22 protein-coding genes are annotated in these 26,697 nt (G+C 34.4%); 16 read left to right on the top strand and 6 right to left on the bottom strand.

Annotated elements, in window-relative coordinates; genetic code table 11:
- The first annotated feature begins 9 nt into the window (after positions 1-9).
- The 3 genes from Q9Q86_RS13575 to Q9Q86_RS13565 all read left to right on the top strand — a co-directional run bounded on the left by Q9Q86_RS13575 (position 10) and on the right by Q9Q86_RS13565 (position 3,654).
- Entirely contained in the window at positions 10-1,542 is a 1,533-nt protein-coding gene (locus tag Q9Q86_RS13575; RefSeq protein WP_005142112.1) for a TnsD family Tn7-like transposition protein, read from the top strand.
- Complete coding sequence (locus Q9Q86_RS13570; RefSeq protein WP_005142113.1) at positions 1,532-3,118, top strand: Tn7-like element transposition protein TnsE; 1,587 nt, start codon at positions 1,532-1,534, stop codon at positions 3,116-3,118. The genes Q9Q86_RS13575 and Q9Q86_RS13570 overlap by 11 nt, the downstream gene beginning before the upstream one ends.
- A gap of 125 nt (positions 3,119-3,243) precedes the next feature.
- Entirely contained in the window at positions 3,244-3,654 is a 411-nt protein-coding gene (locus Q9Q86_RS13565) for a VanZ family protein (protein ID WP_005142114.1), read from the top strand.
- Between the two features lie 266 nt (positions 3,655-3,920).
- On the opposite strand, the gene Q9Q86_RS13560 is transcribed toward Q9Q86_RS13565, so the two are convergent.
- Positions 3,921-4,622, bottom strand: a complete 702-nt coding sequence (locus Q9Q86_RS13560) for an IS1-like element ISPa14 family transposase (RefSeq protein ID WP_308150311.1) — start codon at positions 4,620-4,622, stop codon at positions 3,921-3,923.
- Positions 4,623-4,991: 369 nt separating this feature from the next.
- Positions 4,992-6,020, bottom strand: a complete 1,029-nt coding sequence (locus Q9Q86_RS13555; protein ID WP_305156084.1) for a transposase — start codon at positions 6,018-6,020, stop codon at positions 4,992-4,994.
- A 92-nt stretch (positions 6,021-6,112) separates the two neighbouring features.
- Here Q9Q86_RS13555 and Q9Q86_RS13550 point away from each other — a divergent pair, with 92 nt between their 5' ends.
- The 6 genes from Q9Q86_RS13550 to Q9Q86_RS13525 all read left to right on the top strand — a co-directional run bounded on the left by Q9Q86_RS13550 (position 6,113) and on the right by Q9Q86_RS13525 (position 13,182).
- A complete protein-coding gene (locus Q9Q86_RS13550; RefSeq protein ID WP_112986303.1) occupies positions 6,113-7,384 on the top strand; it encodes an effector-associated domain EAD1-containing protein in 1,272 nt (423 codons plus the stop codon).
- Between the two features lie 13 nt (positions 7,385-7,397).
- Positions 7,398-8,507: a GTPase-associated system all-helical protein GASH gene (locus Q9Q86_RS13545; RefSeq protein ID WP_005317202.1), complete on the top strand. Its 1,110-nt coding sequence runs from the start codon at positions 7,398-7,400 to the stop codon at positions 8,505-8,507.
- A gap of 2 nt (positions 8,508-8,509) precedes the next feature.
- The gene (locus tag Q9Q86_RS13540; protein ID WP_005142130.1) at positions 8,510-9,466 is read left to right on the top strand and encodes a hypothetical protein; all 957 of its coding nucleotides are present in this window, start codon (positions 8,510-8,512) and stop codon (positions 9,464-9,466) included.
- Positions 9,459-10,310, top strand: coding sequence for a hypothetical protein (locus Q9Q86_RS13535; protein ID WP_005142131.1), 852 nt, complete (start codon positions 9,459-9,461; stop codon positions 10,308-10,310). The genes Q9Q86_RS13540 and Q9Q86_RS13535 overlap by 8 nt, the downstream gene beginning before the upstream one ends.
- Before the next feature lie 5 nt (positions 10,311-10,315).
- Positions 10,316-12,712 (top strand): hypothetical protein, encoded by a 2,397-nt coding sequence (locus Q9Q86_RS13530; RefSeq protein ID WP_112986304.1) that lies wholly within the window; start codon positions 10,316-10,318, stop codon positions 12,710-12,712.
- A 347-nt stretch (positions 12,713-13,059) separates the two neighbouring features.
- Positions 13,060-13,182, top strand: a complete 123-nt coding sequence (locus tag Q9Q86_RS13525) for a hypothetical protein (RefSeq protein ID WP_005142134.1) — start codon at positions 13,060-13,062, stop codon at positions 13,180-13,182.
- Between the two features lie 12 nt (positions 13,183-13,194).
- On the opposite strand, the gene istB is transcribed toward Q9Q86_RS13525, so the two are convergent.
- Positions 13,195-13,950: an IS21-like element helper ATPase IstB gene (gene istB, locus Q9Q86_RS13520; protein ID WP_005317197.1), complete on the bottom strand. Its 756-nt coding sequence runs from the start codon at positions 13,948-13,950 to the stop codon at positions 13,195-13,197.
- 115 nt (positions 13,951-14,065) lie between these two features.
- Here istB and Q9Q86_RS13515 point away from each other — a divergent pair, with 115 nt between their 5' ends.
- Entirely contained in the window at positions 14,066-14,995 is a 930-nt protein-coding gene (locus tag Q9Q86_RS13515; protein WP_112986305.1) for an IS5-like element ISAba10 family transposase, read from the top strand.
- 384 nt (positions 14,996-15,379) lie between these two features.
- Here Q9Q86_RS13515 and Q9Q86_RS13510 read toward each other — a convergent pair whose 3' ends face one another.
- Together Q9Q86_RS13510 and Q9Q86_RS13505 are read right to left on the bottom strand one after the other, a co-directional pair.
- A complete protein-coding gene (locus tag Q9Q86_RS13510; RefSeq protein WP_005142171.1) occupies positions 15,380-15,574 on the bottom strand; it encodes a DNA-binding protein in 195 nt (64 codons plus the stop codon).
- Between the two features lie 117 nt (positions 15,575-15,691).
- Positions 15,692-16,174, bottom strand: a complete 483-nt coding sequence (locus Q9Q86_RS13505; protein WP_112986307.1) for a hypothetical protein — start codon at positions 16,172-16,174, stop codon at positions 15,692-15,694.
- Between the two features lie 98 nt (positions 16,175-16,272).
- Between Q9Q86_RS13505 and Q9Q86_RS13500 the strand changes: the two genes are divergently transcribed.
- Positions 16,273-16,485 (top strand): helix-turn-helix domain-containing protein, encoded by a 213-nt coding sequence (locus tag Q9Q86_RS13500; protein ID WP_005142173.1) that lies wholly within the window; start codon positions 16,273-16,275, stop codon positions 16,483-16,485.
- A gap of 111 nt (positions 16,486-16,596) precedes the next feature.
- Here Q9Q86_RS13500 and Q9Q86_RS13495 read toward each other — a convergent pair whose 3' ends face one another.
- Positions 16,597-16,830 (bottom strand): hypothetical protein, encoded by a 234-nt coding sequence (locus Q9Q86_RS13495; RefSeq protein WP_112986308.1) that lies wholly within the window; start codon positions 16,828-16,830, stop codon positions 16,597-16,599.
- Positions 16,831-17,019: 189 nt separating this feature from the next.
- Here Q9Q86_RS13495 and Q9Q86_RS13490 point away from each other — a divergent pair, with 189 nt between their 5' ends.
- The 5 genes from Q9Q86_RS13490 to Q9Q86_RS13470 are packed head-to-tail and all read left to right on the top strand — an operon-like array spanning position 17,020 to position 26,645.
- The gene (locus Q9Q86_RS13490) at positions 17,020-18,501 is read left to right on the top strand and encodes a class I SAM-dependent DNA methyltransferase (RefSeq protein WP_112986309.1); all 1,482 of its coding nucleotides are present in this window, start codon (positions 17,020-17,022) and stop codon (positions 18,499-18,501) included.
- The gene (locus Q9Q86_RS13485; protein WP_112986310.1) at positions 18,498-19,685 is read left to right on the top strand and encodes a restriction endonuclease subunit S; all 1,188 of its coding nucleotides are present in this window, start codon (positions 18,498-18,500) and stop codon (positions 19,683-19,685) included. The genes Q9Q86_RS13490 and Q9Q86_RS13485 overlap by 4 nt, the downstream gene beginning before the upstream one ends.
- Before the next feature lie 29 nt (positions 19,686-19,714).
- Positions 19,715-23,155 (top strand): DEAD/DEAH box helicase family protein, encoded by a 3,441-nt coding sequence (locus tag Q9Q86_RS13480; RefSeq protein ID WP_112986311.1) that lies wholly within the window; start codon positions 19,715-19,717, stop codon positions 23,153-23,155.
- A 17-nt stretch (positions 23,156-23,172) separates the two neighbouring features.
- A complete protein-coding gene (locus tag Q9Q86_RS13475; protein ID WP_005317189.1) occupies positions 23,173-25,038 on the top strand; it encodes an ATP-dependent endonuclease in 1,866 nt (621 codons plus the stop codon).
- Complete coding sequence (locus Q9Q86_RS13470) at positions 25,035-26,645, top strand: UvrD-helicase domain-containing protein (RefSeq protein ID WP_005142264.1); 1,611 nt, start codon at positions 25,035-25,037, stop codon at positions 26,643-26,645. The genes Q9Q86_RS13475 and Q9Q86_RS13470 overlap by 4 nt, the downstream gene beginning before the upstream one ends.
- The last annotated feature ends 52 nt before the right edge of the window (positions 26,646-26,697 follow it).

Genomic DNA, 26,697 nt, shown 5'->3' with positions numbered 1-26,697 from the left:
GTAAGAATCATGTGGAATTTTCCAACACCGCTTCCTGATGAGCTGATTTACAGTACCATCGCCCGTGCTGGATTACACCATGGCATTCAAAGTCCTAAACAGCTACTTGATGAGGTTTACCAAGATAGAAAAGTCGTTGCTACCATAGACTTACCCAGTCATTTAAATGCTATCGTACATTTATTAGAGCGAACTGGCTGTTTTACTTTAATAGACCTGATTTACAAACATACGATGTTTGGCTTATATGCACCTTTTGTTCAGGAATCCCATCGACAAAAAGCAATCATTTTAATGGCTGAGCAGGCATCTGGATCTATTCATCTTATGCTTGGTCTGAATGCTTCCAGAGTCCCCAACAACACCAAATTCCACTACTGTCCAATCTGCATACAGCAGCAACGAGAAACTTATGGAGAGTATTTCTGGAATCGGGCTTGGTTTCTACCCAATCTTTCAATCTGCCTGAAACACAATTGTTCACTTCTGTCTCAGGATTATATTCAACAACAGCATCGGCATCTTTTCTTGCCCTTATTACCAAATCAAACTCAAGACTCTGCTCATTCCTATTACAAGGAAGACTTCATATTAGGGCAAATGGCTGTAGATTTATTACAACTCGATCCTCAATCATCCCCAAGCTATGAACAATGGACTAGATTCTATCTGGAAATTGCTGATGCAAAGAATTTCCGTAGGGGGAATCATGTTTGTCATGATCAGACCTATGAGCAGGTGATTAATAAGTTTAACGATGTCTATCTCAAATCTAAGAATTTAGGGATTGATCCTGATCAAGATACGTCCTGGTTTAGATCGATTTTCAGAAAACATCGCAAAGCCTTTAGTTTCTTAGAACATTGTATTGTCTGGTCTTCATTTATACCCGAAATGTCACCTAAAGAAATTATGCAATATGTGGGTTCTATTTCAACAACCCCATATTTTGTAAAACGACCTATTTCTACTGAGAATGTTCCTCCTATAAAAATAAGAGAGATTAGACAAAAATGGCAAAATATCGTGCTACTTCATGGTGTAACGACTGGCCGTAATATTAAGTCAGGTCAGGCAATTTATATGTGGCTATATAGAAATGATCAAAATTGGCTACTGACCTTTAATTCAAGACATTTATCACAACCTCAAGTCCGAAAAAATAAAGTAAATTGGCTTATACGTGATTTTTCAATAACCAAAGAATTATTCAAAGTTTTATATCGTTCAAATGATGATTTAGCTTGTCCAAGAATGTCAAAAAATTGGTTTCTCAATCAGTTATCCAAAGGAAATTCCATTTCCAAACATTTGCACCAACTGCCTTTAAGTTCCAAATTTCTTTCAACTTATTCTGAAGATACAATGACTTATCAAATACGGAGAATTACCCATGCCATGATCAAGCTTGGTTATACCCAATCCAGTACTACAGATAGATGGCGGATATTACGACTTGCAGGATTAAGTAAAGAAAGAATTACTCAAGAAGCCCAAATTTTCCTAAATATGATTTGTGAGAAGAAGATTTATGCACATTAAACGCCTCCCTTTAGATACATTGATTACAGGTATAGGACGACTATTTAAATATGATGATAACCCCTGGTTTATTAATCTGTGGGGAGAATCCGAAGAATCTAAAGCAAAATATAACACCTCTTTTTCCCACATGCATTTGTTAGCCAAACGTCGCATTATCAACTCCACACAAAATGAGCATCGAAAGTCAGGCTTTTACCTAAAATTTAGATGTCCCCTACCAGCAGAGTGGATGTCTTTTGCCCAGTCTAAATCACAATTTCACTTTTTTGGGTTTGATGCTCTGGCAACGTTTTCAAATGAAGTTCAAACCGTTAAGCAAGTCCATATTCAATTGCCTCAGCTTGAGTTGGCAAGAGCTTTCTTCTTCCAGAATGCTTACCTAACTCGATCTGCGCTTGAGTTGAATGTGCTGGCAGAAGACTTTGACATTCAGAACAGGGCTGATCATTACTTGATTAATGTTCTTCCCTCATGTGAGGGTTCACTTGCACTTTCTCATTTCAATAAGCCTGGGTTTCGTCGATTTCTTGCATATTTACTCCTAAATAAAAACATAAGAGCTTCATACGAAAGCATCGCTCAACAGTGTCAGGCTTTTGAAAGTATCAATAATACGGTAAGAACATGGAACTTTAGTTTCATCCCACCCAATTTAACAGACGTGAACATTGAAGCGCATGGTTACTATGACAGGTTAACCAATACATTTAAGATAGATGAAATCATTGGCTTTTCTGGGCTCTCCACCCATATTGATAAGCCTGTTTATTTTCATCATGATAAATTTTCTAAAGCCTCAAAAAAATCGGGTAATACCAGTACCATACCACCAAAGCCGAATCATGCAGAGCCCAAACTCAATGATGAGGAAGAAGCAACGCCTAGCAACAAGCCTACTATTGTAGATGCTCCAACCACTTTACTTGATTTTAATGATCCATTTGAAACAAGGAAAGTCGCAGATAAAACTGGTACAAAAAACGCTGTTATCGTGGATGATGCTCAAGAGTATATTGATGAATTAATTGGTGATGTGAATGCAGATGAACCAGGAATTGGTGGTTCAGTTAAAGCGGGTGATTTTGAGGGTGCAAAGGATCAAACTGATGATGCCCATTTATACCTAGACCGTTTCTCCGCTTTTATGCAGATGCTTTATAAACTTGAGGAAAAGTATGGGATACAGTATTCACTAACTCTAAAAGTACTACCTGAAGTAGAAGGATTTACCAAACATCTAAAAGCAGATAAAAATCCACGCTGTATTGCTGAAGTACATTTCATTTATCGAGGCCAACATTTCATTTTACTAGAAGTTGATACATCCGATAATGCGACCCGTCTTTCAACGCAATTATTAACGATAAAAGATATGAATAGTTGGGAAGAAGATTATGAAAAACTTCGCAAGTTTGTGGTTCAAAAAACGCTTAACTGGCCACTTGGCTTTATCAAAAAAATAGCAATGCGACAGATCCGATTGAATCACCCTCGTATTGATGAAGGTCAAAACGTCGCTCTTGCAGACTTAGAAAGCTGGGCTAGTCGGATTTATACAGGTTTAACCCAATAAGAGTAGAAAACTATTAATAGCTATCTTCTAAATTTACACTTGTTTGGATGCTATTCTCTCATTCAATATTATAGATACTTTGTAAAGTGTAAATAGTGACTTTTTCATACTGGAGTCCTTGCTCAATGAAAGCTCTAAGGTTTCTTCGAATACTACCTTTTACGGCCCTCGCTTTAGCCAGTATTTGGGCTGCTAATCGGGCGCCTGATGGTCGTCGTCCTCCGCAGATGGACTTCACCGTTACGTTTGAAACAATCACCAATGCGCTTACCAAGGTTCCGCACATAGCGTCCATGGTTATGCTGTTTATTCTTGCAGTACTCGCAACTGGCTATTCTCGCACTTGGCTTGCTGCCATACTGACATTTCTTGTGGGAGTGAGCTGGGAACTCGTTCAGACCACCGTAATTGGCCACAATCCTCGTGTTGTTGACCTGTTTCCCAACCTCGTTGGCATTATCCTTGCCTGGATCATCGTATCGGTATCATTTTTTCTATGGCGCTCATTCCGTTCCCGCTTTCCAACCTATCGTTGAAAACATAGTATTGAAGGTTTAGAAAGTTGGGCTAATCGGATTTACAATCGGTTAATTACTCTTTAATAGGAAACCAGCTCTTTACTTTGGAATTTGAGAATGTACTAGAATGAATTTCATGCGATCAATCACCAATTTTAAAATTGGTGATTGCCATCCACAATATATGTAATTCAAAAATATATTTTTTCTTATTTCATCAAACTAAAATCATTTTGGATGGAATAAGAAAACTATCAGGTGGTGTTTCAAAAAGTATGCTGACATTAAATGAAGCCATTATTGATGTAAAAAAAGGTTAAGTCGAAAGCTTTAAAATGGTTTTCAATCTTTTTTGAAAAATTACAACTCCTTCTAAAACCGCGCCTAATTCGATGCCTTATTTTGCAATTATTACCTTCAATACCTACAGTAAAAAATTTACCAATACTTTGCTTGCAGTTTTTAAAAGCAGTTATGAAACTGTCCCAATGATCACTTGCAATTCGGGTGTAGTGAATACCTAATTGTTTAAGCTTTGCCTTCAATCGTTGAACTGTAGCTAAGTCTCTTTTACCCCAAACATAAGCAACAATCTCACCTATTTCTCGATGGTAGGCGTAAATAAGCCATTGTTTATTATTTTTATTTCCCACAAAAGTCCAAAACTCATCAACTTCAAGAGACTCATAATGACTTTGTTTAGGCTGAATTTGGTAGGTCGATTCGGTTAAAGTACGTAAAACTTTACCGATACTGATTCGCTCAACTTCAGCGATATCTCGTATACCACTACCTCTGACCATCAACTGTAATATTTTTCCAGTAATGCCTGAATGACATCCTAGATAGCTCAGAGCATGGCCACCAATAAACTGACGTTTACAGTCTTTGCACTGATAGTTTTGTTTCCCATCTACTTTGATGCCATTTTTCTTTATACTGTCACTGAGGCAGGTTGGACATTTGATTTCTAGAGTTATTCGCATTTCTCTATTTTATCAAAATTCAACCTGCTTTGTTTCAGCATACTTTTTGAAACACCACCCTTTTTCATTGATACAGGGACTGTTTTTGGGGGATTCTTAACAGTTTTAGAAATTTAAAAAGTTGTTCATTCGTAGTTAAGCTAATGCCATACATTTAATGCAATTAAAGGCCAGTCACATCGTAAAAATAAGAATATTTAAAAAAATAATTAACAGCGAGGCATATCAACGAGCGAAGCCCGACAATCAGAGTATTCTTAATTTTTTATCAAAGAAATCATAATGTTAATTAGATATCTATCCCAATAAAAAATTCCAAATATTGTTTTAAGAAAAGTGATTTTGTTATATGATAGGACTTACGCACTATCATTTATAGATTCTCTGTGGTAGCAGATGATTTTTATCGAGAATAAAGTCATCAATGAAGTCTTTGATGATTGGTCTAAATAATTTCTTCTGCCAACGATATACATTTTCAAAGATCCGCTCAAACTGGTTCTTTTGTATCTCGACGTAGGCCATCAAGGCTGCAAAAATATGATTCAAAATCAGTTTAGATCGTCTTACTTGAAACTTTTCAATATGACAAACCTGTTTAATCACTCGGTGATATTGTTCTATTTTCCAATGACTTGAATGTAATTCATGAAAACCCTCAAAGGACAATAAATCATCTTCATCTTGATGCACAATATAAAACCTCTGCTGTTCTTTTAACTGAGTCTTAAATAATTGTACAAAGCCAAAATCTTTGAGCCAGACTACTTGACCCTGATGAAAATTCGGCAATAAACGCAGTTGAAACCATTGTCCTTTTTCAGGGGAAACCTTACGGTTACTGTCGACACCAAACATAAATCGAATACCATATTTTCTTATGGTTTTTAGATTTGCAGTCGATGAATACCAACTATCACCTGTAATAAATTGAATCTTTGCACCCCAATCGAGTACTTCACTTAACATCTCCATAAAGTAATCATTCTTGGTTTTACTTGCTGACTTATCATAAATTCGAAAATTAATTGGAATATTTTGACCATTTTGATCTGTCGCATACAAGGTAATGAGATTAATACCCTTGACGGATCGGTGGTGTTTGCCTGACCAAAAATAGCTAACCAAGTCCATATGTTGACTATATGGCTTATCTAAAACAGTATCATCAATACTGACTATAAGTTTATTATTATCAATATGTTGAATTGCTTCTTGATATAGGTCGTGAGGTGTGTAGTCTTCCCGCTCTAGAAAGCGATTTACACTATCATGCGAGATGTTATAAGTCTCAGCAAGTTGTGTGCAGCTAATAGAGTTCGGTTCTGTCATGAGAAAACCCATATAAATGGGTAGAGTACAGGTTGCTGTAGAAACATGTTTAATTCGTCTAATCACAGATACTTTATAAAGCATTTTAATACTTTTTTGAATCCGTCAATGCGTAAGTCCTATATGATTTAGTATTTCATGCAATACAATTATTAAATATGACTGATGTACTTATTATTTGTGCCTTACGCGATGAATACAATGCCTTACTAAAAACACTAGGTGGTGAAACCTCTTGGAAAGAAGAGGTTGTTGATGGATGGACTGTTGCTAAAGCAACTATAGCAAGTGCATCAGGCACTTTATCTCTAATGGCTACTTGGCAAAACTTTATGGGCCGAGAGCAAGCAATTGCTGCAACCACCTCTTTACTACAACAAGAAAAAAATAGAATAAAGTGCATCTGTATGACGGGTATTTGTGCAGGAAGAAGAGGAAAAGTTCATCTTGGTGACGTTATATTTGCCGATAGGTTATGGTCATATGATGCTGGTAAATCAGTCGTTATTGGAGGTGTCGAAAGTTTTCAAGGAGATCAACTCCAATTTAGACCTAATCCTAAAATTTTACAGAGAATGCAAAGCTTTAAGCTTGAAGAAGAAAAATGGTTAGAATTTAGACCCCAATACTCATTAGACTATCAAGAAAGATGGCTTATTTTACAGCTATTTGAAGGAATCCAACCATCTGATAATGAAATATTTAAGACGTATTGTCCTAGCTTCTCTGAAGTAATTAAACGTTTAAAAAAGCGTAACTGGATTACACCACAGGGATTTAATTTAACTGATGTAGGTTTAAAGGAAGCAGCAACATTAAAAGAGGAATATCTTTTTGGTCTCCCCAATGATCCTGATTTTTCACTCCATATTGCACCTATGGCAACTGGAAGTACTGTGAAAGAAGATGAGAACATATTCAATTACTTAGCTGATCGAGATATGCGTAAAGTCTTAGGGATAGATATGGAGGCAAGTGGATTAGCAGCCTTAGGCGAAATATTAGATATTCCTATCATAATTTCCAAAGCTGTTTCAGATTACGGTGATACTTTTAAAGATGATACGTATAGACATTTTGCATCGCGAGCCGCAGCTGAATGCTTGATCAAACTTTTAATAAATTGTTCTGATTTAATTCTAGGCAATCAAGAAATAAATGAACTTATTCCTGGAGTTTCTGCCTTATCTAATAAAGGTCTAATTAATGAGTTATCAACTTTATATTATGATGTAAATAGTATAAGAAGTATTTGGGTTAAATCAGGCGGTAAACCTTCAGATATTTCTAATATCTCAAATATTTCTGACCTCTGGTTTGAGTTGATACATAAAGCAACTAATGGGGCAAATGTTACTATTGATGATTTAATTAAAAATATTTTAGTAGATTTTCCTAAAAATAAATCTCTTAGCAAATATGTAAATTAAAAGGAATTATCTAATGAGTATGAGTTTTTTAGAAGCTTTAAATAAAGCTGGTTGCATTGATAAACAAATTACTGAAAGTGATGATCGCTTTGATAAAGTAAATGCTGCGGCTGAAAAGTTTGCAAATGATATGGAGCCAAATCTCTTAATTGATGGATTTCATTCTTTAATTAAAGAGTCTTTTTTTGAGACAAATGTGGCAATGCAATCCGCATATTCTACATTGAAAGAGTATTGGATAAATGTTGGTTTTATTTATCCTGATGAAAAGCCCCATAGATTACTTACAGCAATGGTTCTATATGCATGTGTGAAACTTGCAGAAAAGAATAATAGCTATGCATCTATGTTGGCATTAAACATAGTTGATATTTGGCCATATTTATCTGTTCATAACCCTCATATAATTCTAAGTAAAGAGTTAGTTGATGAATGGAACAAAAAACTTAATATTTATTCTTATTCTACTTATACAGAAAGTGTAGAAATTAAAGGATTAAAAAATAAAACTTTTAAGTCTGAAATTTTTCAAGCTGACGGTGAAGTTGAAGTCTCTGCTGAAAAAGTTGCAAAGAATTTTACAGATACATTTAAAGAATTAAATGATCAGATAAATTCTGTTTCCTCAGCATTAAAAAGTCCTTTTGAATATCAAAATGAGCAATTAAATATACTCTGGTGGTATGAAGCAAAGTATTCACAAAGTTTTTTTAAAAGCTATCGAGAAATCGATCCTTTACTTAATCCATTAGTAATGGCAATCGATCTATTACAACTCATTAAAGGATATCCAGCTCCTGTTAGTTCAACTTATATTTTAGCTGAATCAATTAACCAAACAGAAAATGCTAATTATGATACAAAGTATCCATTAATAGATATTCTAAAAAAAATTAGAGAAAATAAAGCGGAGCTATTGACTAAAGATATCTTTAATAATCTTGAACTTTCTTCGAATCAAAATTGCTTGAATATAAGAGATCTTATCGTTTCAGCATTTAAAACTGATATTGATTTAGAAACTTTAAAAAATCAATGTATTATACAAATTGACGAAATCTCTTTACCAAATCTAGCCAAAGCCATTTATAGACAAGAGCAAGTTTATAGATTTCAGGAATAAAAATGTATAAATGTAATAATCCAGAATGTGGTATCGCAGATGGTATAAGCTGTGAAAAAGGTCATCTTCATATGACTGATTGTGAAGATTTTATTAAACCTGAGGAAACCGATGAACAATTAGTCGAGGATACATCTAAATCTGCATATAAAGTTTTTTGGAGTGGAACACATCTAGGTTTTAAAGGTCTACAAAAATTATCCGATGTTCGGAAACCTTTAATTATTGGTATCGTAGGTCCAGCAGAAGCAGGTAAATCTACAATTCTACTCTCACTATATTTACAGATTTTAAGTGGTAAAAAATTAAAATTTGGAGATTTTTGGGCAAGTTATACTCTTGAATCATGGGAGGCCCTAGCAAAAAACTCTAGATTCGCCTCTCCCTTATCCTCACCAGACTTTCCTCCTCGAACACCAAGGGGAGATGCGAGAACACCAGGTTTTTTACATCTATCTTTTAGAGATGAAAACGATGGAATTCGAGATGTTATATTTATAGATGCTCCAGGGGAATGGTTCAATCAATGGGCAACTAATCCTAATTTAGCTCAAGGTGCAAATTGGGTAATAACTCATTCTGACTTACTCATTATAACTTCTGATTCAGAAAAACTTTCACACAAAGATGCTAAAATCCGTGGAAGCACCAGAAATGATATCTCAAGTATTTTTGATCGATTAAAAGACTATCGTTATGCAAAACATATTGCTTTAGTTTGGACTAAAGCGGAAGAAAACAATAATATCCCGAAAACTATTCGTGATTTAATTACTCGTAATCTTAATTCAATCAACTTCTGCTCAACGTCTAATCATTCTTGTTCAATAACACAACCAGATGAAATGTTTACTATAATTAATGAATTAATTTCAAATATTTCAGTAGAACATAAAGAAATCACTGATCATATTATTGGTAATTCTATATTTGAGTCTTTTAGAGGAAACCATGGATAAAACTAATTCTATTATGGTATTAGGAAAGCCAAATAGCGGTAAAACTGTTTATTCAGCTCAACTATATGGAAGATTAACTCGAGGCGTAGAGCAACAAATTGCTATACGTAATACTCCAGAAAATCTTGATATCTTTCAAGAAGCTCTAGAAAGGTTAGCTGAGGGTAATAATCCTCAAAGAACAACCTCTTCTCAGTTTGCGAATGTATCATTACCTTTAGTCATAAAAAATGAAAAAGAAGTAGATCTTACTTGGTTCGATTATGCTGGCGAACAGTTGACTCATATTTTTGAAAGCAGATCAGTAAATGAAAAATGGGCCGAAACTTTAATCAATGCAAATGGTTGGATGGTATTTATTCGCCTGAATGATGAAACTAAATATAAACATAAAATTGAGGATCTATTAACAAATCGAGATGTAATAAAAAAAGGAAAGACAAAACAAGAGGACACAGATAGTGTTGATGCTAACATCTGGTGGATTGAACTATTTCAAATCATACTTCATGTTTGTAATTTGAAAAGAAGTAAAAGAATTTCAAAACCTAAACTTGCAATTGTCTTATCTTGTTATGATCAGATCTCTAACTCAACTAGCACTACTACACCTAAAGAAATTTTTGAAAAAGAATTACCATTATTAAATCAATTTTTACATTCTAACTGGGAAAAAGATAGAATCTCTATATGGGGGTTATCTTCACTAGGCAGACCTTTAGATAAAAGATCACAAAATACTTTTGTAGATAATGGTCCTGAAAATCAGGGATGGATTATTTCTCCAGATAACCCTGAAAGAAGTGCTGATCTAACCTCACCTATAGTTTGGATTTATGGTTAATAATAATGGATAAAATGGCTTGGCCTAAGTATTTAGTATTTGGATATACTTCTCGAGGTCATAAACTAATATCTGAAACTGATATTGAATTTCCTATAGAATTAGTTAGTCTAACAGATATCCCCCCCAGCCAACCTTCAAGCTGGGAATATACCCTTAATTGTGGAACTATAGATACCTATTTCGCTATTTGGTATACAACACCAGATTTAACCCAAACAAGATCTGGCTCAGTAAAGAGTAACGTCGCAATCTGGCCCATCACTCATCTACTGGAACAAGAAGAAATTGATACGGTACTCAATCAATTAATGGGTAAAAATATCATAAATTTTTCTTTACCCCATGATGAATGTTTAACTATTTTAAATACATTAATAGACTCAAATTCTGTATGTTTAACGAACAATATTGAGCAATGGCCCAATATTATTAGTTTTTTATGGAAGTCTTTATGGCCAAAAGCACGTCAAAACTTATCTCTGCATTGTGTATTTAAAGAGCAAGATACAACATCTTTGTTAAACCCAATATTATACTGTGTATTAGGTAACTATGAGCTTTCTTGGACAGATAGATTTAGTAAAGTTAAAAGTCATAGTATACAAAACAGAAAAAACATTTCAGAATTTCTACTGAACAAACACAGTGAAGGTTTTTTATTTTTTAAAGAACTAATTTGTGACTATAACAACTTAAATGAATTAAGAATTGTAGAGAAAATAATAAACAATTATCAGGAGTACAAAAAAAATCCCAACATACCAAACTCTATTAAACTATTAAGAGCTAGTTTATCAACAGGTAAGGATAAAAATTCACTAATTATAAAATTAGTAGAGGAAACTACTGATTTTATAAATAAAAATATAAATAATTTAGATATTGATCAATTGTTTACTCTTGCCAATATTCCTTTACCTCCAGACTATAGCATTGATATATACAATTGGATGATCTCAAATCTAAGCAATAATTTTAATCTAGAAAAAATTGAAATTATCCTTAAAACAGCTAGTGAAAAAAAGTCTTATAAATGGTGGAGTGAAATAGTTTTAGCTGGATTTAGTCACAATATAAATAAAACCAATGGGTTAGCGTCTGAATACTTATCACTATTATCCAATCCTATCATTTCACAAATTATAGAAAATATTCTTACTGATAAAAAATCCTTTGAAGTTAAGTTGTGTGATAAGTCTCAATTTTCAGAAGAAAATATTACTAAAAACTTCTTAGATTTTTGCAAGAAAAATAATTGGTATCATGCACATGCATTAGCCGCAGGATACTTTTATGATGCTAAAGAATCTCTTACACATCAATTAACTTTCAATAACTCACAGAGCTTACAAACCTTGGTAGATAATTATCCTAATTCAGAGATAATTTACGCTATCATTGAATATAAAAATACCAGTATTTTAAAATTTGTAACAAATAGAATTTTATTAGATAAAAAAATATTAAACAATATTGACCTAGGTAATTACATTTGGCTTAAAGTATGGCTTAACTGTCTTGATATCGACAATAAAATTCTTCCAACTAAAGAAACAAAAGAATATTATATTCTCTATATTTTAAGTGAAATTATTAGCAACAATAATCCAGAAAAAATTCTCAACAAAATAATTCAAATTTTGCATATAGATGACGAAATCTCTAATATTTTTTTAAATTATGATAATAGAGATTTAATATGGTCACATATTGAAAACCCTCAAAAAAATTTAATACTTCATTCTGTAGCTGAGAAAATATTGACTCTACTAGCAGTTAAAAATATTAGCCAACCAGAATCATTACTTAGTCAAAAAATCATTCAACTTGCTCAACAAAAAAGCTCTTTACCTTTAAATACGATTATACAACTAATCCAATGGCGCTCTATAAATGAGGAAATTGCAAGATATCTACTTAGCCATGGAAGTTGGAAAAGTCAGGGAAATATGATTGGTATTATAATTAGCCAAAACAAGTGGAAAAACATTGCAAAAGATATCTATTCTTCTTATAAGAGTGGAGACAAGACATTTAAGGAAACTATTCCACATATTAAGGCCTTATTATCTAAGACAGAAAGACTTAAGTTAAAACTATTCGAGGCCAGAAGCTTTCCTACAAGAAATACGATTATTTCTCATCATGAAATTAATGAAATAATTATAGAGTTATGTGCGGAGCTTTTTGCTGACAGATTAAAAACTATATGGCTAAGAGCTGGTGGAAATGCTAGTGATCTAGTTACTAACGGCACCATTTACGATCAATGGGTTCATGCGATTAATGTAGCGTCTCAAGGTAAAATTCATAAATATCCAAAAAGTATTGCAAATATTTTATCTCAAGAATTTCCACGCAATGAAGATGTGAGAAATCTTGTTCAACTTCTAGGATAGGTCAAGCTTTTTTTGACCTATTCGCTAGGCTGTAAAAGCAATGATACTACTTTCATAGTCTATACATGCCCTATCTAAAGTTAAATAAAACTTAAAAAATTTAAAAAGAGCTCTTTTTTATTCCATACCAAAAATATTTTGACATTTACTTGTTTGGACATTAATTTGATATCAAGCATCGATACTATGCTTGTCAGTCCACCGCTCAATTTTAGTTGAGTTGGCGAATGTCCCCTTGTGATAATGTATATTTCTTGTCTTGAGATGAATATTCCTATCCTTATTGTAATGCCATAAGGGTGATGTGGGCTGCACAGTAAAAATGGCAAGCTATAAGGTTAGCACTTATGCAAAACTTAGTTTTCCCATCAGGATTGTCTGTTCAGAGAGCAAAAAAACGTGCCAAAGAACTTGTCAAAAGTGAACAAGCTGTATATCACACTCAAAATCTGCCACCCATTTCACTTTAAAATCTACCACTCTTAAAGAGTGGTAGTTGTATCTAGCATTACAGTTTTCCTCATTGAGTCACCATCTATTTCCAGTGTATAAGAGTTATGGATAATTCGATCTAGAATTGCATCAGCAATGGTAGGATCTTGGAATTTTGTGTGCCATAAATCATATGAGAATTGACTTGTAATAAGTAAGCTGCCGCATATTGAATAATTATCAATAAATTCTAGTAAAAGACTTTCTATTTTTGGAGGAATATTACTAAGACCAAAATCATCAATTATAAGTAAATCATATCTAATCAATTTTTTAATAAAAAGCTTTTCATTTGATTGATCTATAGCTTGTTCTAATGCTTCAAAAAACTCAGATGCTCTATAAAAAATAGTCTTATAACCTTTTTTACATGCTTCAGTTGCGAAAGCACATGCAAGCCATGTTTTTCCTACCCCAGTTGGACCTTGTATGCTCATGTTCTTATGTAAATTAATCCAAGTGCACTCTGAAAATCTATTAACAAATTGCTTTGATAAGCCACGACGTTCTATATCAAACTTAATTTCATCAATACAAGCATGAGGATATCTTAGATGCGCATTTCGTATTAGTCGTTCAGTGAGCTTTCGTGCCCGAGTTAACAACTCGGTTTTACAAGCATCAATCATAGCTTCTTCAAAATTGATTTCACCTGAATAAACAGCATCAATATTAGAATCTAATGATTGAGTAAAACCATGCAATTTCAACTGTGCAAGTAATGTTGATAAATGAGGATTTAACATTTATTTATCCCCTTTATAATAACTGGAACCACGCAGATTTTTATGTTCTTTTACAACATCTTGTTGATCAAACTGGCTTTGTTGCATAAATAAATTTCATCCCCATACATGTTAGATGAATACACAATCAAAAAGCCGATACAAAACAACGAACTGGTCTGAGTACAATCAGGCTTTACGTCAACGGGGTGCTTTCACCATTTGGTTTGATCCCCAAATGCAATGGTCTGCAACACCTACTGGAAAAAAAGGACGTCAACCTACCTACACTGATATAGCAATTCAATTTGCCCTCACGATACGAAACCTGTTCCAACTGGCTTTACGCCAAACACAAGGTTTCATTCAAAGCCTTTTTCAAATGGCTCACCTCGACTGGAATGTTCCAGACTTCTCAACATTGAGTCGGCGAGCAGATAAGCTCCAGCCACTTCTACATAAATCAGCAAAAAATCCACAGGAAGACTTGCATATTTTAGTTGATAGCACAGGGATCAAAGTTACAGGCGATGGGGAATGGGTGCGTAAAAAACATGGCGTAAACCAACATCGTCAATGGCTGAAATTACATCTTGCGACAGATGCAAACAGTGGAGAAATACAAGCGGTTGAAGTCACGACCTGCCAATATGGTGATGCTGAAATGCTCCCACCTCTTTTAGATCAAATTGATGAACCCATTGCATCTGTCACGACTGATGGTGCTTATGACACAGTGAATTGTTATGATGCGATTTTGAAACGGCAAGCAAATGTAATTATCCCTCCTCGTTCCAATGCTGCTTTATGGGTAGAAAATGAAATTGGTAAAGCAAGGAATCATGCAGTACAAGGCTGTTGGGACAAGGGTCAAAAGCAGTGGAAACGAGATATTGGTTATCATCGACGATCCAGAATAGAGGCTAAAATGTTTGCCTTGAAACGACTTGGACAAGGTGTATCTAGTCGATGCTTTAATCGTCAGGTGGTTGATTTGCAAATAAGAGTCGATATTTTGAATAAATTTACTCAACTTGGTACAGCTAAAACGGTGGCTGTTGCATAAATATCTGAAGATTAGACAACTCTACCTTTCGTCTATTTGTGCAACAAAGCCGATCAAACTCCAAATATGATCTTGATTCAAAATTAGTAAGGACTTGATTTTTGATACAGTTTCACGAGAGATTTCTACAATTTTAGCTATTTCTCGATTGCTTTTATGACTAAATATATAGCTAATTACTAGCCTAATTTTTTCAATAGATGTGTTCATAATTATACCTCAGAATAAAAAATGAGGCAGAAAACACCCTACAACATTGATTAGAATATCAATGTCTTTTAGAATGAAATTGTCTTGGACCTACAAGTTAAAGACAAATTCATAAAGACTCATGTTCCCGCATGGGTCTTTATGTTTTCTGCAGTAAAAAAGAATAATTAACAATTAATCCATAGTTTTTTGCTCCTTAATACCTAGTTTTACTGCGATTCTGTGACTCTCTCCGCGTAGTGGGACTTTATTATTTTTTAAAATTCGATATACAAGATCAGGTGAGAAATTATTAATACGTGCCCATTCGGCTATAGAAATTCCAGACTGAGAAAAATCATCTCGAACTTGCTTAATTGACTTGATCATATCAGACTAATTTTGAATAAATTTGACGAAAAAATATCGGATGGGCATGCTTAAGTCAAGTAATTATTTTTTATTTTAAGCTATTGTTTTTACTATAATAAATTAATTGAGAAACGTTTATTTATTCATTATATCGTCCATTAATTTAATATTTGATTTTATATTTTTAATATCATTCTCCATAGTTTCTTTATAGTTAATAAAATATTTCTCTAACGTTTTATCATCTGATAATAATGACTGTAGAAATTCAATATTATTTTCTTTATCTTTGATCTGATCTAAAAATTCTGCTTTCTTTTTAGAAAAAATCTCTTCCAGTTTTTGCTTCTTTGTTCGATTCCTGAGTTCATTCATACGTGGTGTTTCCGTATAAGAAAAGATATTTTTTTTGGATATTGAAGGATTTACTTCCAAATATTGAAGTTGCATTAAAACTCTTAAACCAGAATACATAAGCCTCTTAGTTTTTTCATTTCTGTTGTTCTGACTAATATTAAGTTTTTCCCAAAATTGTTTGGCTTCCCAATTTTGAATTTCATAGTTATCGAATAATTCTAAGAATTTCTGATACAACGGCAAATGTACAGGTCTCTTCATGTTCAGTCTTTTAATCTTTTATTAAAAATGAGGATTATAGTCCGTGGATATTTAATCCTCAATTAGTGATATTTCTATTTTTGAACAATTTATTTTAAATGTTAGAATTATCTATTGAGATTGGTCAATTAATACGCAAAAAAAGAAAAGAGAAAAAAATTACACAAGAAGCTTTAGCGTTACAGTGTGGTATTGACCGTAGTTATCTTGGTCGTATTGAACGTGGAGAGGTCAATATTACAGTTTTAAAGCTTTATGAAATCGCTCATATTCTTAAAGTTGAACCTTATCATTTACTACCTAAAGATTAACCAGATATGAACTTTTTGCTAGAATTCTAAATTATGGTATAAATTTTTACGATAAAGGCTTATAGCATTCTGCTTAGTATGAGCTATTTGTTTGGGGTGCTAATTTTTGTTTCATTTTTTAATTTTGTAAGTTCCTCTACTAGCAAATTTTTTGGCGAGATCGGGGTTACGTCTAAACAATTGTTTAATTAAGATGGGATCACCATTTGGAGCCTTACTCCATACAGCATCATTCTTTACATACAGTACTGTTTCGGTGCGTGCAGCCTCAATAAATCTTTCTTGCAGTACCTTAGCTGCTGTGGCAGCTATCTCCCTTTCATCTTCTATACTTTGAATTTTCATGTCTAAAACCTTATGTTGCTTTAAATGGGTTAAATTATAGACTAGCAGAATAGATACATTAGTACAGAGCCTCGTGATTTGGAATGATATAAATATAACGCCAAACCCTGTCGCATCTGCTTTAATTCAAATAGCTTTTTTTGTTGATTTCTCCCACAATACTCTCAAAGAAATTTGAGAGTCATCAGCGTGATAACAGGCGAGATTAAAAGCAAAATTGACCAGATTTGGAATGCATTTTGGAGTGGCGGTATTTCCAATCCTTTAGAAGTCATGGAGCAAATGACTTATTTGCTCTTTATTCGCCGACTAGATGAAATTCAGATCACTAAAGAGAAGAAAGCCAATCGTTTAAAAAAAGACGTAGAACATCCTATTTTTACCCCAGAGCAAGATCATTTACGTTGGTCGAAATTCATCACTTTAGGCGATGCTGCAACTTTATATAATACCGTTGCCAATGAAGTCTTTCCTTTCATTAAAAACTTAGGTGCAGAAGACGAAACCACCTATAGCCACCACATGAAGGATGCCCGTTTTACCATTCCTACGCCTGCGCTACTCACCAAAGTGGTGGATTTGGTTGCCGATGTGCCCATGGATGATAAAGACACCAAAGGTGATATTTACGAATACATGCTCGGTAAGATCGCTTCAGCAGGTCAAAACGGTCAGTTCCGTACTCCTCGCCATATCATCAAGATGATTGTGGAGCTGATGCAACCAAAACCCACAGATACCATTTGTGACCCTGCGTGTGGTACAGCGGGCTTTTTAGTCGCTGCAAGTGAATATTTAAATGATCATTACAGCACTGAGATTTTTGCCAATCCTGAAGCTGCAAAGCGTTTTAGTGAAGACACTTTCTTTGGTTATGATTTTGATAGCACTATGCTTCGTATTGGTTCAATGAACATGATGCTGCACGGTGTAGAAAACCCAAGTATTGAAAACCGTGATTCTTTAAGTGAAGCGCATTCTCATATTGCTGAAAAATACAGTCTGATCCTTGCCAATCCACCATTTGCAGGCAGTTTGGACAATGAAAGCTGTGCCAAGAACATTCAAGCTGTAGTCAAAACCAAAAAGACTGAATTACTGTTTTTAGCGTTGTTTTTACGTTTGCTGAAAACTGGTGGTCGTGCTGCGGTGATTGTGCCTGATGGTGTGTTATTTGGTTCATCAACTGCACATAAAGCATTACGTCAAAAGATTGTGGAAGAGCAAAAACTTGAAGCAATTATTTCGATGCCATCTGGTGTATTTAAGCCTTATGCTGGGGTTTCAACTGCCATTATGATTTTCACCAAAACCATGTCGGGCGGTACGGACAAAGTTTGGTTTTATGATATGCAGGCAGATGGTTATTCACTGGATGATAAGCGTAATGAGCTAGATGCCTCTAAGCATGAAAATAACAACATTCCTGACATTATTGCCCGTTTTAAAAATTTAGAGGGTGAAAAAGGCCGTAAAGCCACAGAGCAAAGCTTTATGGTGGATAAAGCCGATATTGCTGCCAATGGTTATGATTTGTCGATTAACCGTTATAAAGAAGTGGTGTATGAGCAAGTGGAATATGAAGCACCAAGTAAAATTTTGGCGGATTTAGAGGTACTTGAGCAGGATATTTTAAAAGGAATGGCTACGCTTAAGGAGATGCTTAAGTGACTTATCCTCAAGTAGATTTAGGCTCAGTTGTTGATCTTCAGGCTGGTATTGGATTTCCAACAAGGTTACAGGGTAAAACATCTGGAAAGTTTCCATTCGCAAAAGTTGGTGATATTTCTCGTAATGGTAGAACAGGTAAACCAATACTATCAACAGTGGATAATTATATAGATCAAACAGATGTTGAATCTTTACGAGCTAAGATAATACCTGAAGGTAGTATTTTATTTGCAAAAATTGGTGAAGCAATCAAGCAAAATCATAGAGTTATTTCTCATCGAAGTTTATTGATAGATAATAATGCTATGGCAGCAATACCATCAGAAAAAATTGATAATCTATATCTCTATTATTTTTTGAAACAAGTTGACTTTTATCGTCTAGCTCCTGCTACGACAGTGCCAGCATTACGTAAAAGTGATTTAGAAAAAATAAAAATCCCACTCCCACCACTTGCCGAACAACGCCGAATTGCGTCTATTTTAGATCAAGCGGATGAGCTACGCCAAAAACGTCAGCAAGCGATTGAAAAGTTAGATCAGCTTTTACAAGCCACCTTTATTGATATGTTTGGTGATCCAGAAAAAAATCCTAAAAAGTGGAATAAAGTAGTTTTAGGGGATATTTGTGATCAAAAAGATAGGGTTAATTATGGAGTAGTTCAGCCAGGAAATGAGTTTGAAGGAGGAGTTCCACTTATTAGAGTTGGTGATATAGATGGAGGAATATTATCTTTTCATTTGATAAAAAGAATAGATCCTGAAATTGAGAAAGACTACAGTCGTTCTAGAATTAAGGGAAATGAAGTTTTAGTTAGCTGTGTTGGGTCAATCGGTACTATTGCTAAAGTTCCAAATGAAGCAATTGGTTTTAATATTGCAAGAGCAATCACACGAGTCCCTTTACAGGATAAAAGAATCATTAATTTTGTTGCTGAGTGTCTGAAAACCGAAGCGATTCAGAATTACTTCAAAAAAAATACTCGTACAGTAAGTCAACCTACTCTAAATGTCTCTTTTGTGAAAGAAACTGAAATTATTTTCCCAAATGAAGAGAAGATATTAGATTTTTGTAAAATAGTTGATAAAGTTGAGTTCCAGAAAGAATTACTGCAAAAGGCTCTTGTTATGCAAGAGAGTTTATTTCAATCATTACAAAACCAAGCATTTAACGGCACTTTATAAAATTTAATTAAAAATATGAGGGTATATACATGAGCAACTTCTCGTTTTTAGAACCTGAATTTAAAAGCTTGGCAGCCACTGCCAAAGAAGCCGAAAAGCTCACGTATATATCCCCTCAATTTGCCCTTGCTGCGGCTCGTACATCACTCGAAAACCTTGTACTGTGGCTGTATCAATACGACAAAAAACTGAACCAACCTTATGACCCGTCACTGCATAACTTACTCAACGATCTCAAGTTTAAAGACCTGATTCCACCCTATATTTGGGACAAAATGGACAACATCCGCATGGTCGGCAACAGTGCCGTACATGGGAAAAAGTTCAAGCAACTGACCACAGAAGAAACCGTTAAACACATCAGCCATTTATTCCTGATGTATGTCTGGTTTGAGCGTAATTATGGCTCTCCATCAAAAGACCGTTCTCAGTCGATTATATTTAACCCAAAACTGATTCCAAATACTGATAACACTCAGCAAATCACTGTCAATAAAGAACAACTGCAAAAAGAAACCGAAGCCAAAGAAAAACAATTTGCAGAACAACACAAAGCCCTACGTGAACTCGAACAACGCCTATTTGAACAATCTGCAAACTTAGAAGAACGAGAAAAACTACTCGCTCAAGCAGATGCGGAACGAGCGCAGATCCGTCAGCAAGTCGAACAAGCTAAAATTGCCAACAGCAAAATCGAAGACCATACCGACTATAAAGAAGACGAAACTCGAAAACTTAAAATTGACCTCATGCTTGAAGAAGCAGGCTGGGAAATAGGTACAACGGTTCGAGAGGAAGTTGCTGTAACAGGTATGCCGAGTCCATCGGGTAAAGGTGCAGTGGATTATGTGCTATATGATGCTAATGGCTTGCCTTTGGCAGTGGTTGAAGCTAAACGTACATCAACCGACCCTGATATTGGACAACAACAAGCCAAGCTCTATGCAGACTGTTTAGAGCAACAAACAGGACAACGCCCTGTCATTTTCTATACCAATGGCTACAAAACCCGAATTTGGAATGATGTGCAAGGTGGTCCACCACGCTTAGTTCACGGCTTTTATACGCAAGCAGAACTCAAGCGTCTGATCGAAAGACGTAAAAACAATCCTGATTTAAGTAGCTTCCCGATCAATGCGGACATTGTCGAGCGTTACTACCAAACTCGTGCCATCAAAGCCATGCTTGCAGCCTATCAACGTAAAGAACGTGCAGGCTTACTGATTATGGCAACAGGCACAGGTAAAACACGTACTGCCATTGCACTGGTCGATGTGCTGATGAAAGCCAATGTAGTGCAAAAAGCCTTATTCCTTGCAGACCGTACTTCATTGGTCAATCAGGCACACAATGCCTTTAAAGCCAATTTAAAAGATGCTTCATTCGTCAATTTGCTTGAAGATAAAAACCAAGTCGGTCGAGTGTATTTCTCTACCTATCAAACTATGATCGGCTTGATTGACGAAAAAAATGCCGATGGTACACGCCAATTCGGCACTGGCATGTTTGACCTGATTATTATTGATGAAGCACACCGCAGCGTTTACCAAAAATTTGGCGAGATTTTTAAATACTTCGATAGCTTGCTTGTCGGTTTAACCGCAACGCCACGAGATGAAGTAGATCGTGATACATACGCACTGTTTGGCTTAGAAAGTGGTGTCCCAACCGATTACTACGACCTTGATCAAGCCATTGCCGATGGTTATCTCGTGCCACCGAAAGCTTATTCTGTCCCACTTAAATTCATGCGTGAAGGCGTGAAATATGACGAACTTTCCGAAGAAGAAAAACAACATTGGGATAGCCTAAATTGGGGCGATGAAGATGCACCTGAAGAAGTCTCAGCATCCAAGATTAATAAAGAGCTGTTTAATACAGGCACGATTGATTTAATGCTCAAGCACTTGATGGAAAATGGCATTAAAACCGAAGGCGGTGATCGTCTTGGTAAAACCATTATCTTTGCCGTCAATCAAAAACATGCCCAGTTTATTGCTGATCGCTTCAATGAAAACTATCCGCAATATGATGGCAAGTTTGCCCGTGTCATTACCCATGCAACCAAGTATCCACAAAGCTTAATTGATGACTTTAGCAAGAAAGATTTAGCTGAGCCACAGATTGCGATTTCAGTGGATATGCTCGATACAGGGATTGATGTACCTGAAGTGGTCAACTTAGTATTCTTTAAAGCTGTACGTTCTAAAGTGAAGTTTATGCAGATGATCGGGCGTGGCACACGACTCTGCAAAGAACTGTTTAGCCCTGAAGAAGATAAAAAAGAATTTTATATCTTCGACTATTGCTCTAACTTTGAATACTTCAATGAAAACCCTGATGGTGCACCTGTTGCGACCACAGAGCCACTCGGACAACGCTTGTTTAAAGCACGTTTAAATATCCTGAGTTTACTGAATGCAAAGGACGATGCCACCGAAGAATTAAAAGCTGTACAGCAAGATATGCGTCAAAGCTTACAGACCGAAGTGAAGTCCATGAACAATGAGAACTTCATTGTGAAATCTGAGCTTGAGCATGTTGAGCATTTCAAAAATGATGATGCTTGGAACAACTTAGATGACCTTGCCATCGGTACATTACGAGAACACATCTCTAAATTACCGAATCAGCTTGAGCCTGAAACCTTAGAGGCCAAACTGTTTGATATGCTTTGCTACAACCTTGAGTTGGCAGTATTGGAAAAGAACAATACAGCGATTCAGAGTTATGCCAATCGAGTGATTGAAATTGCTTCTAAACTGGAAAGCAAAGAAAATATTCCTGTGGTTGCAGAACAAATTGCATTAATTCAAGACATTCAAACCGTTGAATACTGGAAAGGCATCACCTTGCCAATGCTTGAGGCGATGCGTAAGCCTATTCGCGGCTTGGTCAAACTGATTGAAAAATCCACATCGACTGTTGTGTATTCCATGCTAGATGATGAAATTGGAGAAATGCAAGCGGTTGATATTCCTGTCGTATCAAGTGGTGTCAATCTTGCACAGTACCGTAAGCGTGTAGAAAGTTTCATCAAAGCGAATGAAAATCATATTACGATTGCAAAGTTAAAACGTGGTTTGACTCTTACACCGACTGATTTAAGTGAGTTAGAACGCTTTGTTTTTGAAGCGCAAGAAGTTGAAAGCCGAGATAAATTTGAAGAATGCTTTGGTACAGATCAATCATTGCCAATGTTCATCCGCTCATTGGTCGGTTTGGATCGGAAAGCCGTACAAGAAGCCTTTTCTAAGTATTTACAAGGCTCAAGCTATAACGAAAAGCAAATCCGCTTTATTGAAATGATGATTGATCATTTGACTCAAAACGGTGTGCTGGATGCGGCACAACTTTATGAAGCACCTTTTAATCAAATCCACTATGAAGGAATTGACGGTGTGTTTAGCGAAGCAGATGCTGACAACATATTTGGGGTTGTTGAAGCATTTAATGAAGCGGTGGCGTAATAATTAAGGGTAAAATGATGAAAATTGATAAAGTAATTCTAAAAGGTTTTAGAAATTATAAAGATGCGACAATAAATTTTAATAATAACACTTTAATTATTGGTGAAAATGATGTTGGTAAAACTAATCTCATTTATGCATTACGCCTCATGTTAGACAGAAGTGTTTCTGAATTGGATATAGAGCCATCAGAGTTGGATTTTCATGTACAGGGTGGTGTCCAGTCTGAAAATTTAGAAATCATAATTAAATTCTTTGATATTAAAGAAGAAGCTGCATTATCCATTTTGAAAGAACACGTAAGTGATGATGGAGAATGTGTTTTTAAATACATGGCTTCTAAAGAAAATCTAGATTACAAATTATATCTTGGTCAAAATGAGACAGACTTATCTGAAATTCAAAGTCGTTATTATTTAAAATATATCAATTTAAAGTATATTTCTTCCCAAAGAGATTTAAGCAAATTTATTGCTAAAGAGAAAAAACAATTACTTAGGATCTCCAAAACAAAGATTACTGAAGAACAAGAAAAGCTTGATCGAGAAAACGTACTAGAAATTTCTAAGCAATTGGTTGACCTAGACGATAAAGTTGCACAATTAGAATATGTAAAAACTGCTACTCAAGAAGTTAATTTAGAATTAAAGAAATTAGCTTATGCCCATGATGATTATGATGTAAAACTAAATGCTAGCGGTATAGAAGTGGATGATTTTATTAATAAATTACAATTAGGGGCAATGAGCGGTGGCTCAAATGTTATGTTGGGTGGTGATGGACGTAATAATCAAATTTTAATTGCTTTATGGAAGGCACTGAGCGAATTTGAACACGATTCAAATGATGAAGTAGTGTTTTATGTTGTTGAGGAGCCAGAGGCACATTTACACCCACATCAACAAAGAAAATTAGCTAGTTATTTATCTTCAGAATTACAAAGTCAATGTTTAATAACAACACACTCTCCGCAAATAGCCTCAAGTTTTTCGCCAAGTTCTATTATTAGATTATTTAAGAAAGATTTCTCTACAATTGCGGCCAGTAATGGTTGTACAAAAGAACTAGAAAAAGCATGGGAAGAATTAGGTTATAGGATGAGCATTATCCCTGCAGAAGCATTTTTTTCAAGTGGTGTTTTTTTAGTTGAGGGCCCATCTGAAGAAATTCTATATAAGGAACTGTTGCTTAAAAATAAAGTTGATATTGATTACTACAATTTATCCGTTTTTGCAGTTGGAGGAATTCAATTTAAAGTATTTGCAGCCGTTTTAAGAGCTCTAGAAATACCTGTTTCATTAAGAACTGATAATGATATTAGTACTGTAGAAATGAATTGTAAGGTTTCTAGTTACACTAGAATTGATGGTGTAAATCCTTGCTATGTATATAAAAGGATTGAAATTAATTATAAAGAAGAAAAATGCAAAAAATGGCAGTATTTGGGGGTTAATAGATGCTATGGAGTTTTAAATGAAAATTCTGAAAAGTGGGAACATAGCCTTTATCCTTTAAATAGAGCTAAGATTCTAGGTGATAAAAGGTGGAAAGCTTTTGAAAAGATGATTAATTCTAAAGGCATATTTATGTCAAATAGGGATTTAGAGTTGGACTTAGTAAGTGTTGCTTCAGAAGAAATTAAAAAAGCTTTAAGTAAAAAAACTGATACTAGCTCGGTTGATTTTCTTAAAACCAATAAGGCACTAAATATGCAGATATTAGTATCAAAATTAGAAGATGAAGGGTTTAAGAAAATTTATGAAAGTTATTTTGGTGAGCCTATAAGATATTTAATAAAAATATTAATGAGTAAGCCTATATTAAAAACTGAATCGGAAATTGAATTAGAAACTGAATATGCTCAAGAAGAAGGTGCAGCATGAAACTTACTGATGATCAAATAAGAGCAATTCAAGATTTAGAAAATAATTCAGTAATCATGGCATGCCCTGGGAGTGGTAAGACCACCGTTCTTATCAATAAAATGAGTTTATGTTGTGAAAAGTTAAAAAGGCATAATGGAGTAATAGGATTATCTTTCACTAGGAAATCTAGTGCAGAGTTGAAAAGAAAATTTCAAAAAAAGATGCGAAATTCTAATCTTAACTTTCTAGGTACTATAGATAGTTTTTTAATCAATGAAATTATTCGACCATTTTTGCCAAAATTATGGGATATTGAAATAGATGATATTGAAATTATAAATATTTTGTCAGAAGAAGAATCTATTCCATTTGTTCAAGAGTATATTACAAGAGAAATATATTTAAGTGATATAGAAGGTGATATTGCTTTTCGAGGGTTATTTTTACAAGGAAAAGTTTGGCAAAAAACAGTAACACCTTTGGCTTTGTTTGTACTTAGAAATTCATCAATCTGTAGAAGATATATATCATCTAGATATAAATATTTATTTGTAGATGAATATCAAGATACTTCCTCAGGACATCATTTAATTTTTCTAGAAATTTTAAAACTAGGATTGAAATTTACAGCAGTAGGAGATATTGATCAGTCAATTTATAGATGGCGTGATGCTATTCCTGAAAATCTTACTTCACTCGTAAAAAATTACGAATTTAAAGAATATATTATTGATCAAAACCATAGGTGTGATCCATCTATTGATTTGTATGCGAGAGTTTTCTTAAAAGACCTAGATCTAGAAGAAAATGATGAAAAAAAAATATTTAGATTACATATAAATGATTCAGGAAAACACAGATATTCTAAATTAGATGATTTTATACAGAAAATTAAAGATGAGAATAATTTAGAATTCTCAGATTTTTTGATATTAGCAGCTAATAATGCAACACTTAAACATTATGCTATGAATACGCGGCATAGCTATAGAATTTATGAAGATGATCCTCTTGAGAGTATGAATCATTATATTGCACAATTATGTTCTGATTTGATTCAGTATAAATTTTGTAACAATTATTCAAGTTACTCAATATATGAAAATTATAAAGGTAAACTTATTAGTATTAAACTTAATGATTTCAAGGCTATAGCAAAAAAAATAAGGTGTCAAAATGATACTGATACGATTTGTGAAATAATTGAAGAGATGATTAGAAAAATTAAATATAAAGGTGACTATGAAAATTATATCTTAGCAGCAAGAAATATTTTGAATGATGAGTTTCTATTGAAAAAATATAAACCAAATAATAAGAATGAATTACAAATAATGTCAATCCATAAGTCAAAAGGTTTAGAGTTTAAAGCTGTTATCCATCTAGGTTTAGAAGCATGGGTATTCCCTAGAATGACTCGACGACACGGTCAATGGATTTTACAAGATTTAGATGGGGACAAAAATTTACATTATGTCGCGATCACAAGAGCTGAAAAATTATGCTATTTAGTAAACATGTCTATAAGAGTGAATTCACAATTTGAGGAAAGGACTGCGGAAAAGTCTGAGTTCTTATGCATCGAAAAACTAAACAAGCATATTGTTGATCTAGGAGTTATGTAGCTATTCTTAGATGTAATTTGGATTTAGAGATTTCTCTAGAACTATTAATCAG

The organism is Acinetobacter sp. A22 (assembly GCF_030913345.1).
Taxonomy (GTDB): Bacteria; Pseudomonadota; Gammaproteobacteria; order Pseudomonadales; family Moraxellaceae; genus Acinetobacter; species Acinetobacter junii.
The sequence above is the reverse complement of the archived record's forward strand: the minus strand, read 5'-3'. Positions and strand labels throughout refer to the sequence as shown.

Coding starts and splice junctions, on each gene's coding strand:
- Q9Q86_RS13510 (WP_005142171.1), bottom strand. CDS start 15,574: ATGATCAAGTCAATTAAGCAAGTTCGAGATGATTTTTCTCAGTCTGGA.
- Q9Q86_RS13470 (WP_005142264.1), top strand. CDS start 25,035: ATGAAACTTACTGATGATCAAATAAGAGCAATTCAAGATTTAGAAAAT.
- Q9Q86_RS13475 (WP_005317189.1), top strand. CDS start 23,173: ATGAAAATTGATAAAGTAATTCTAAAAGGTTTTAGAAATTATAAAGAT.
- Q9Q86_RS13570 (WP_005142113.1), top strand. CDS start 1,532: ATGCACATTAAACGCCTCCCTTTAGATACATTGATTACAGGTATAGGA.
- Q9Q86_RS13560 (WP_308150311.1), bottom strand. CDS start 4,622: ATGCGAATAACTCTAGAAATCAAATGTCCAACCTGCCTCAGTGACAGT.
- Q9Q86_RS13495 (WP_112986308.1), bottom strand. CDS start 16,830: ATGAAAATTCAAAGTATAGAAGATGAAAGGGAGATAGCTGCCACAGCA.
- Q9Q86_RS13535 (WP_005142131.1), top strand. CDS start 9,459: ATGGATAAAACTAATTCTATTATGGTATTAGGAAAGCCAAATAGCGGT.
- Q9Q86_RS13525 (WP_005142134.1), top strand. CDS start 13,060: ATGCAAAACTTAGTTTTCCCATCAGGATTGTCTGTTCAGAGAGCAAAA.
- Q9Q86_RS13550 (WP_112986303.1), top strand. CDS start 6,113: ATGACTGATGTACTTATTATTTGTGCCTTACGCGATGAATACAATGCC.
- Q9Q86_RS13480 (WP_112986311.1), top strand. CDS start 19,715: ATGAGCAACTTCTCGTTTTTAGAACCTGAATTTAAAAGCTTGGCAGCC.
- Q9Q86_RS13540 (WP_005142130.1), top strand. CDS start 8,510: ATGTATAAATGTAATAATCCAGAATGTGGTATCGCAGATGGTATAAGC.
- Q9Q86_RS13505 (WP_112986307.1), bottom strand. CDS start 16,174: ATGAAGAGACCTGTACATTTGCCGTTGTATCAGAAATTCTTAGAATTA.
- Q9Q86_RS13530 (WP_112986304.1), top strand. CDS start 10,316: ATGGATAAAATGGCTTGGCCTAAGTATTTAGTATTTGGATATACTTCT.
- Q9Q86_RS13500 (WP_005142173.1), top strand. CDS start 16,273: ATGTTAGAATTATCTATTGAGATTGGTCAATTAATACGCAAAAAAAGA.
- Q9Q86_RS13515 (WP_112986305.1), top strand. CDS start 14,066: ATGAATACACAATCAAAAAGCCGATACAAAACAACGAACTGGTCTGAG.
- Q9Q86_RS13575 (WP_005142112.1), top strand. CDS start 10: ATGTGGAATTTTCCAACACCGCTTCCTGATGAGCTGATTTACAGTACC.
- Q9Q86_RS13545 (WP_005317202.1), top strand. CDS start 7,398: ATGAGTATGAGTTTTTTAGAAGCTTTAAATAAAGCTGGTTGCATTGAT.
- istB (WP_005317197.1), bottom strand. CDS start 13,950: ATGTTAAATCCTCATTTATCAACATTACTTGCACAGTTGAAATTGCAT.
- Q9Q86_RS13565 (WP_005142114.1), top strand. CDS start 3,244: ATGAAAGCTCTAAGGTTTCTTCGAATACTACCTTTTACGGCCCTCGCT.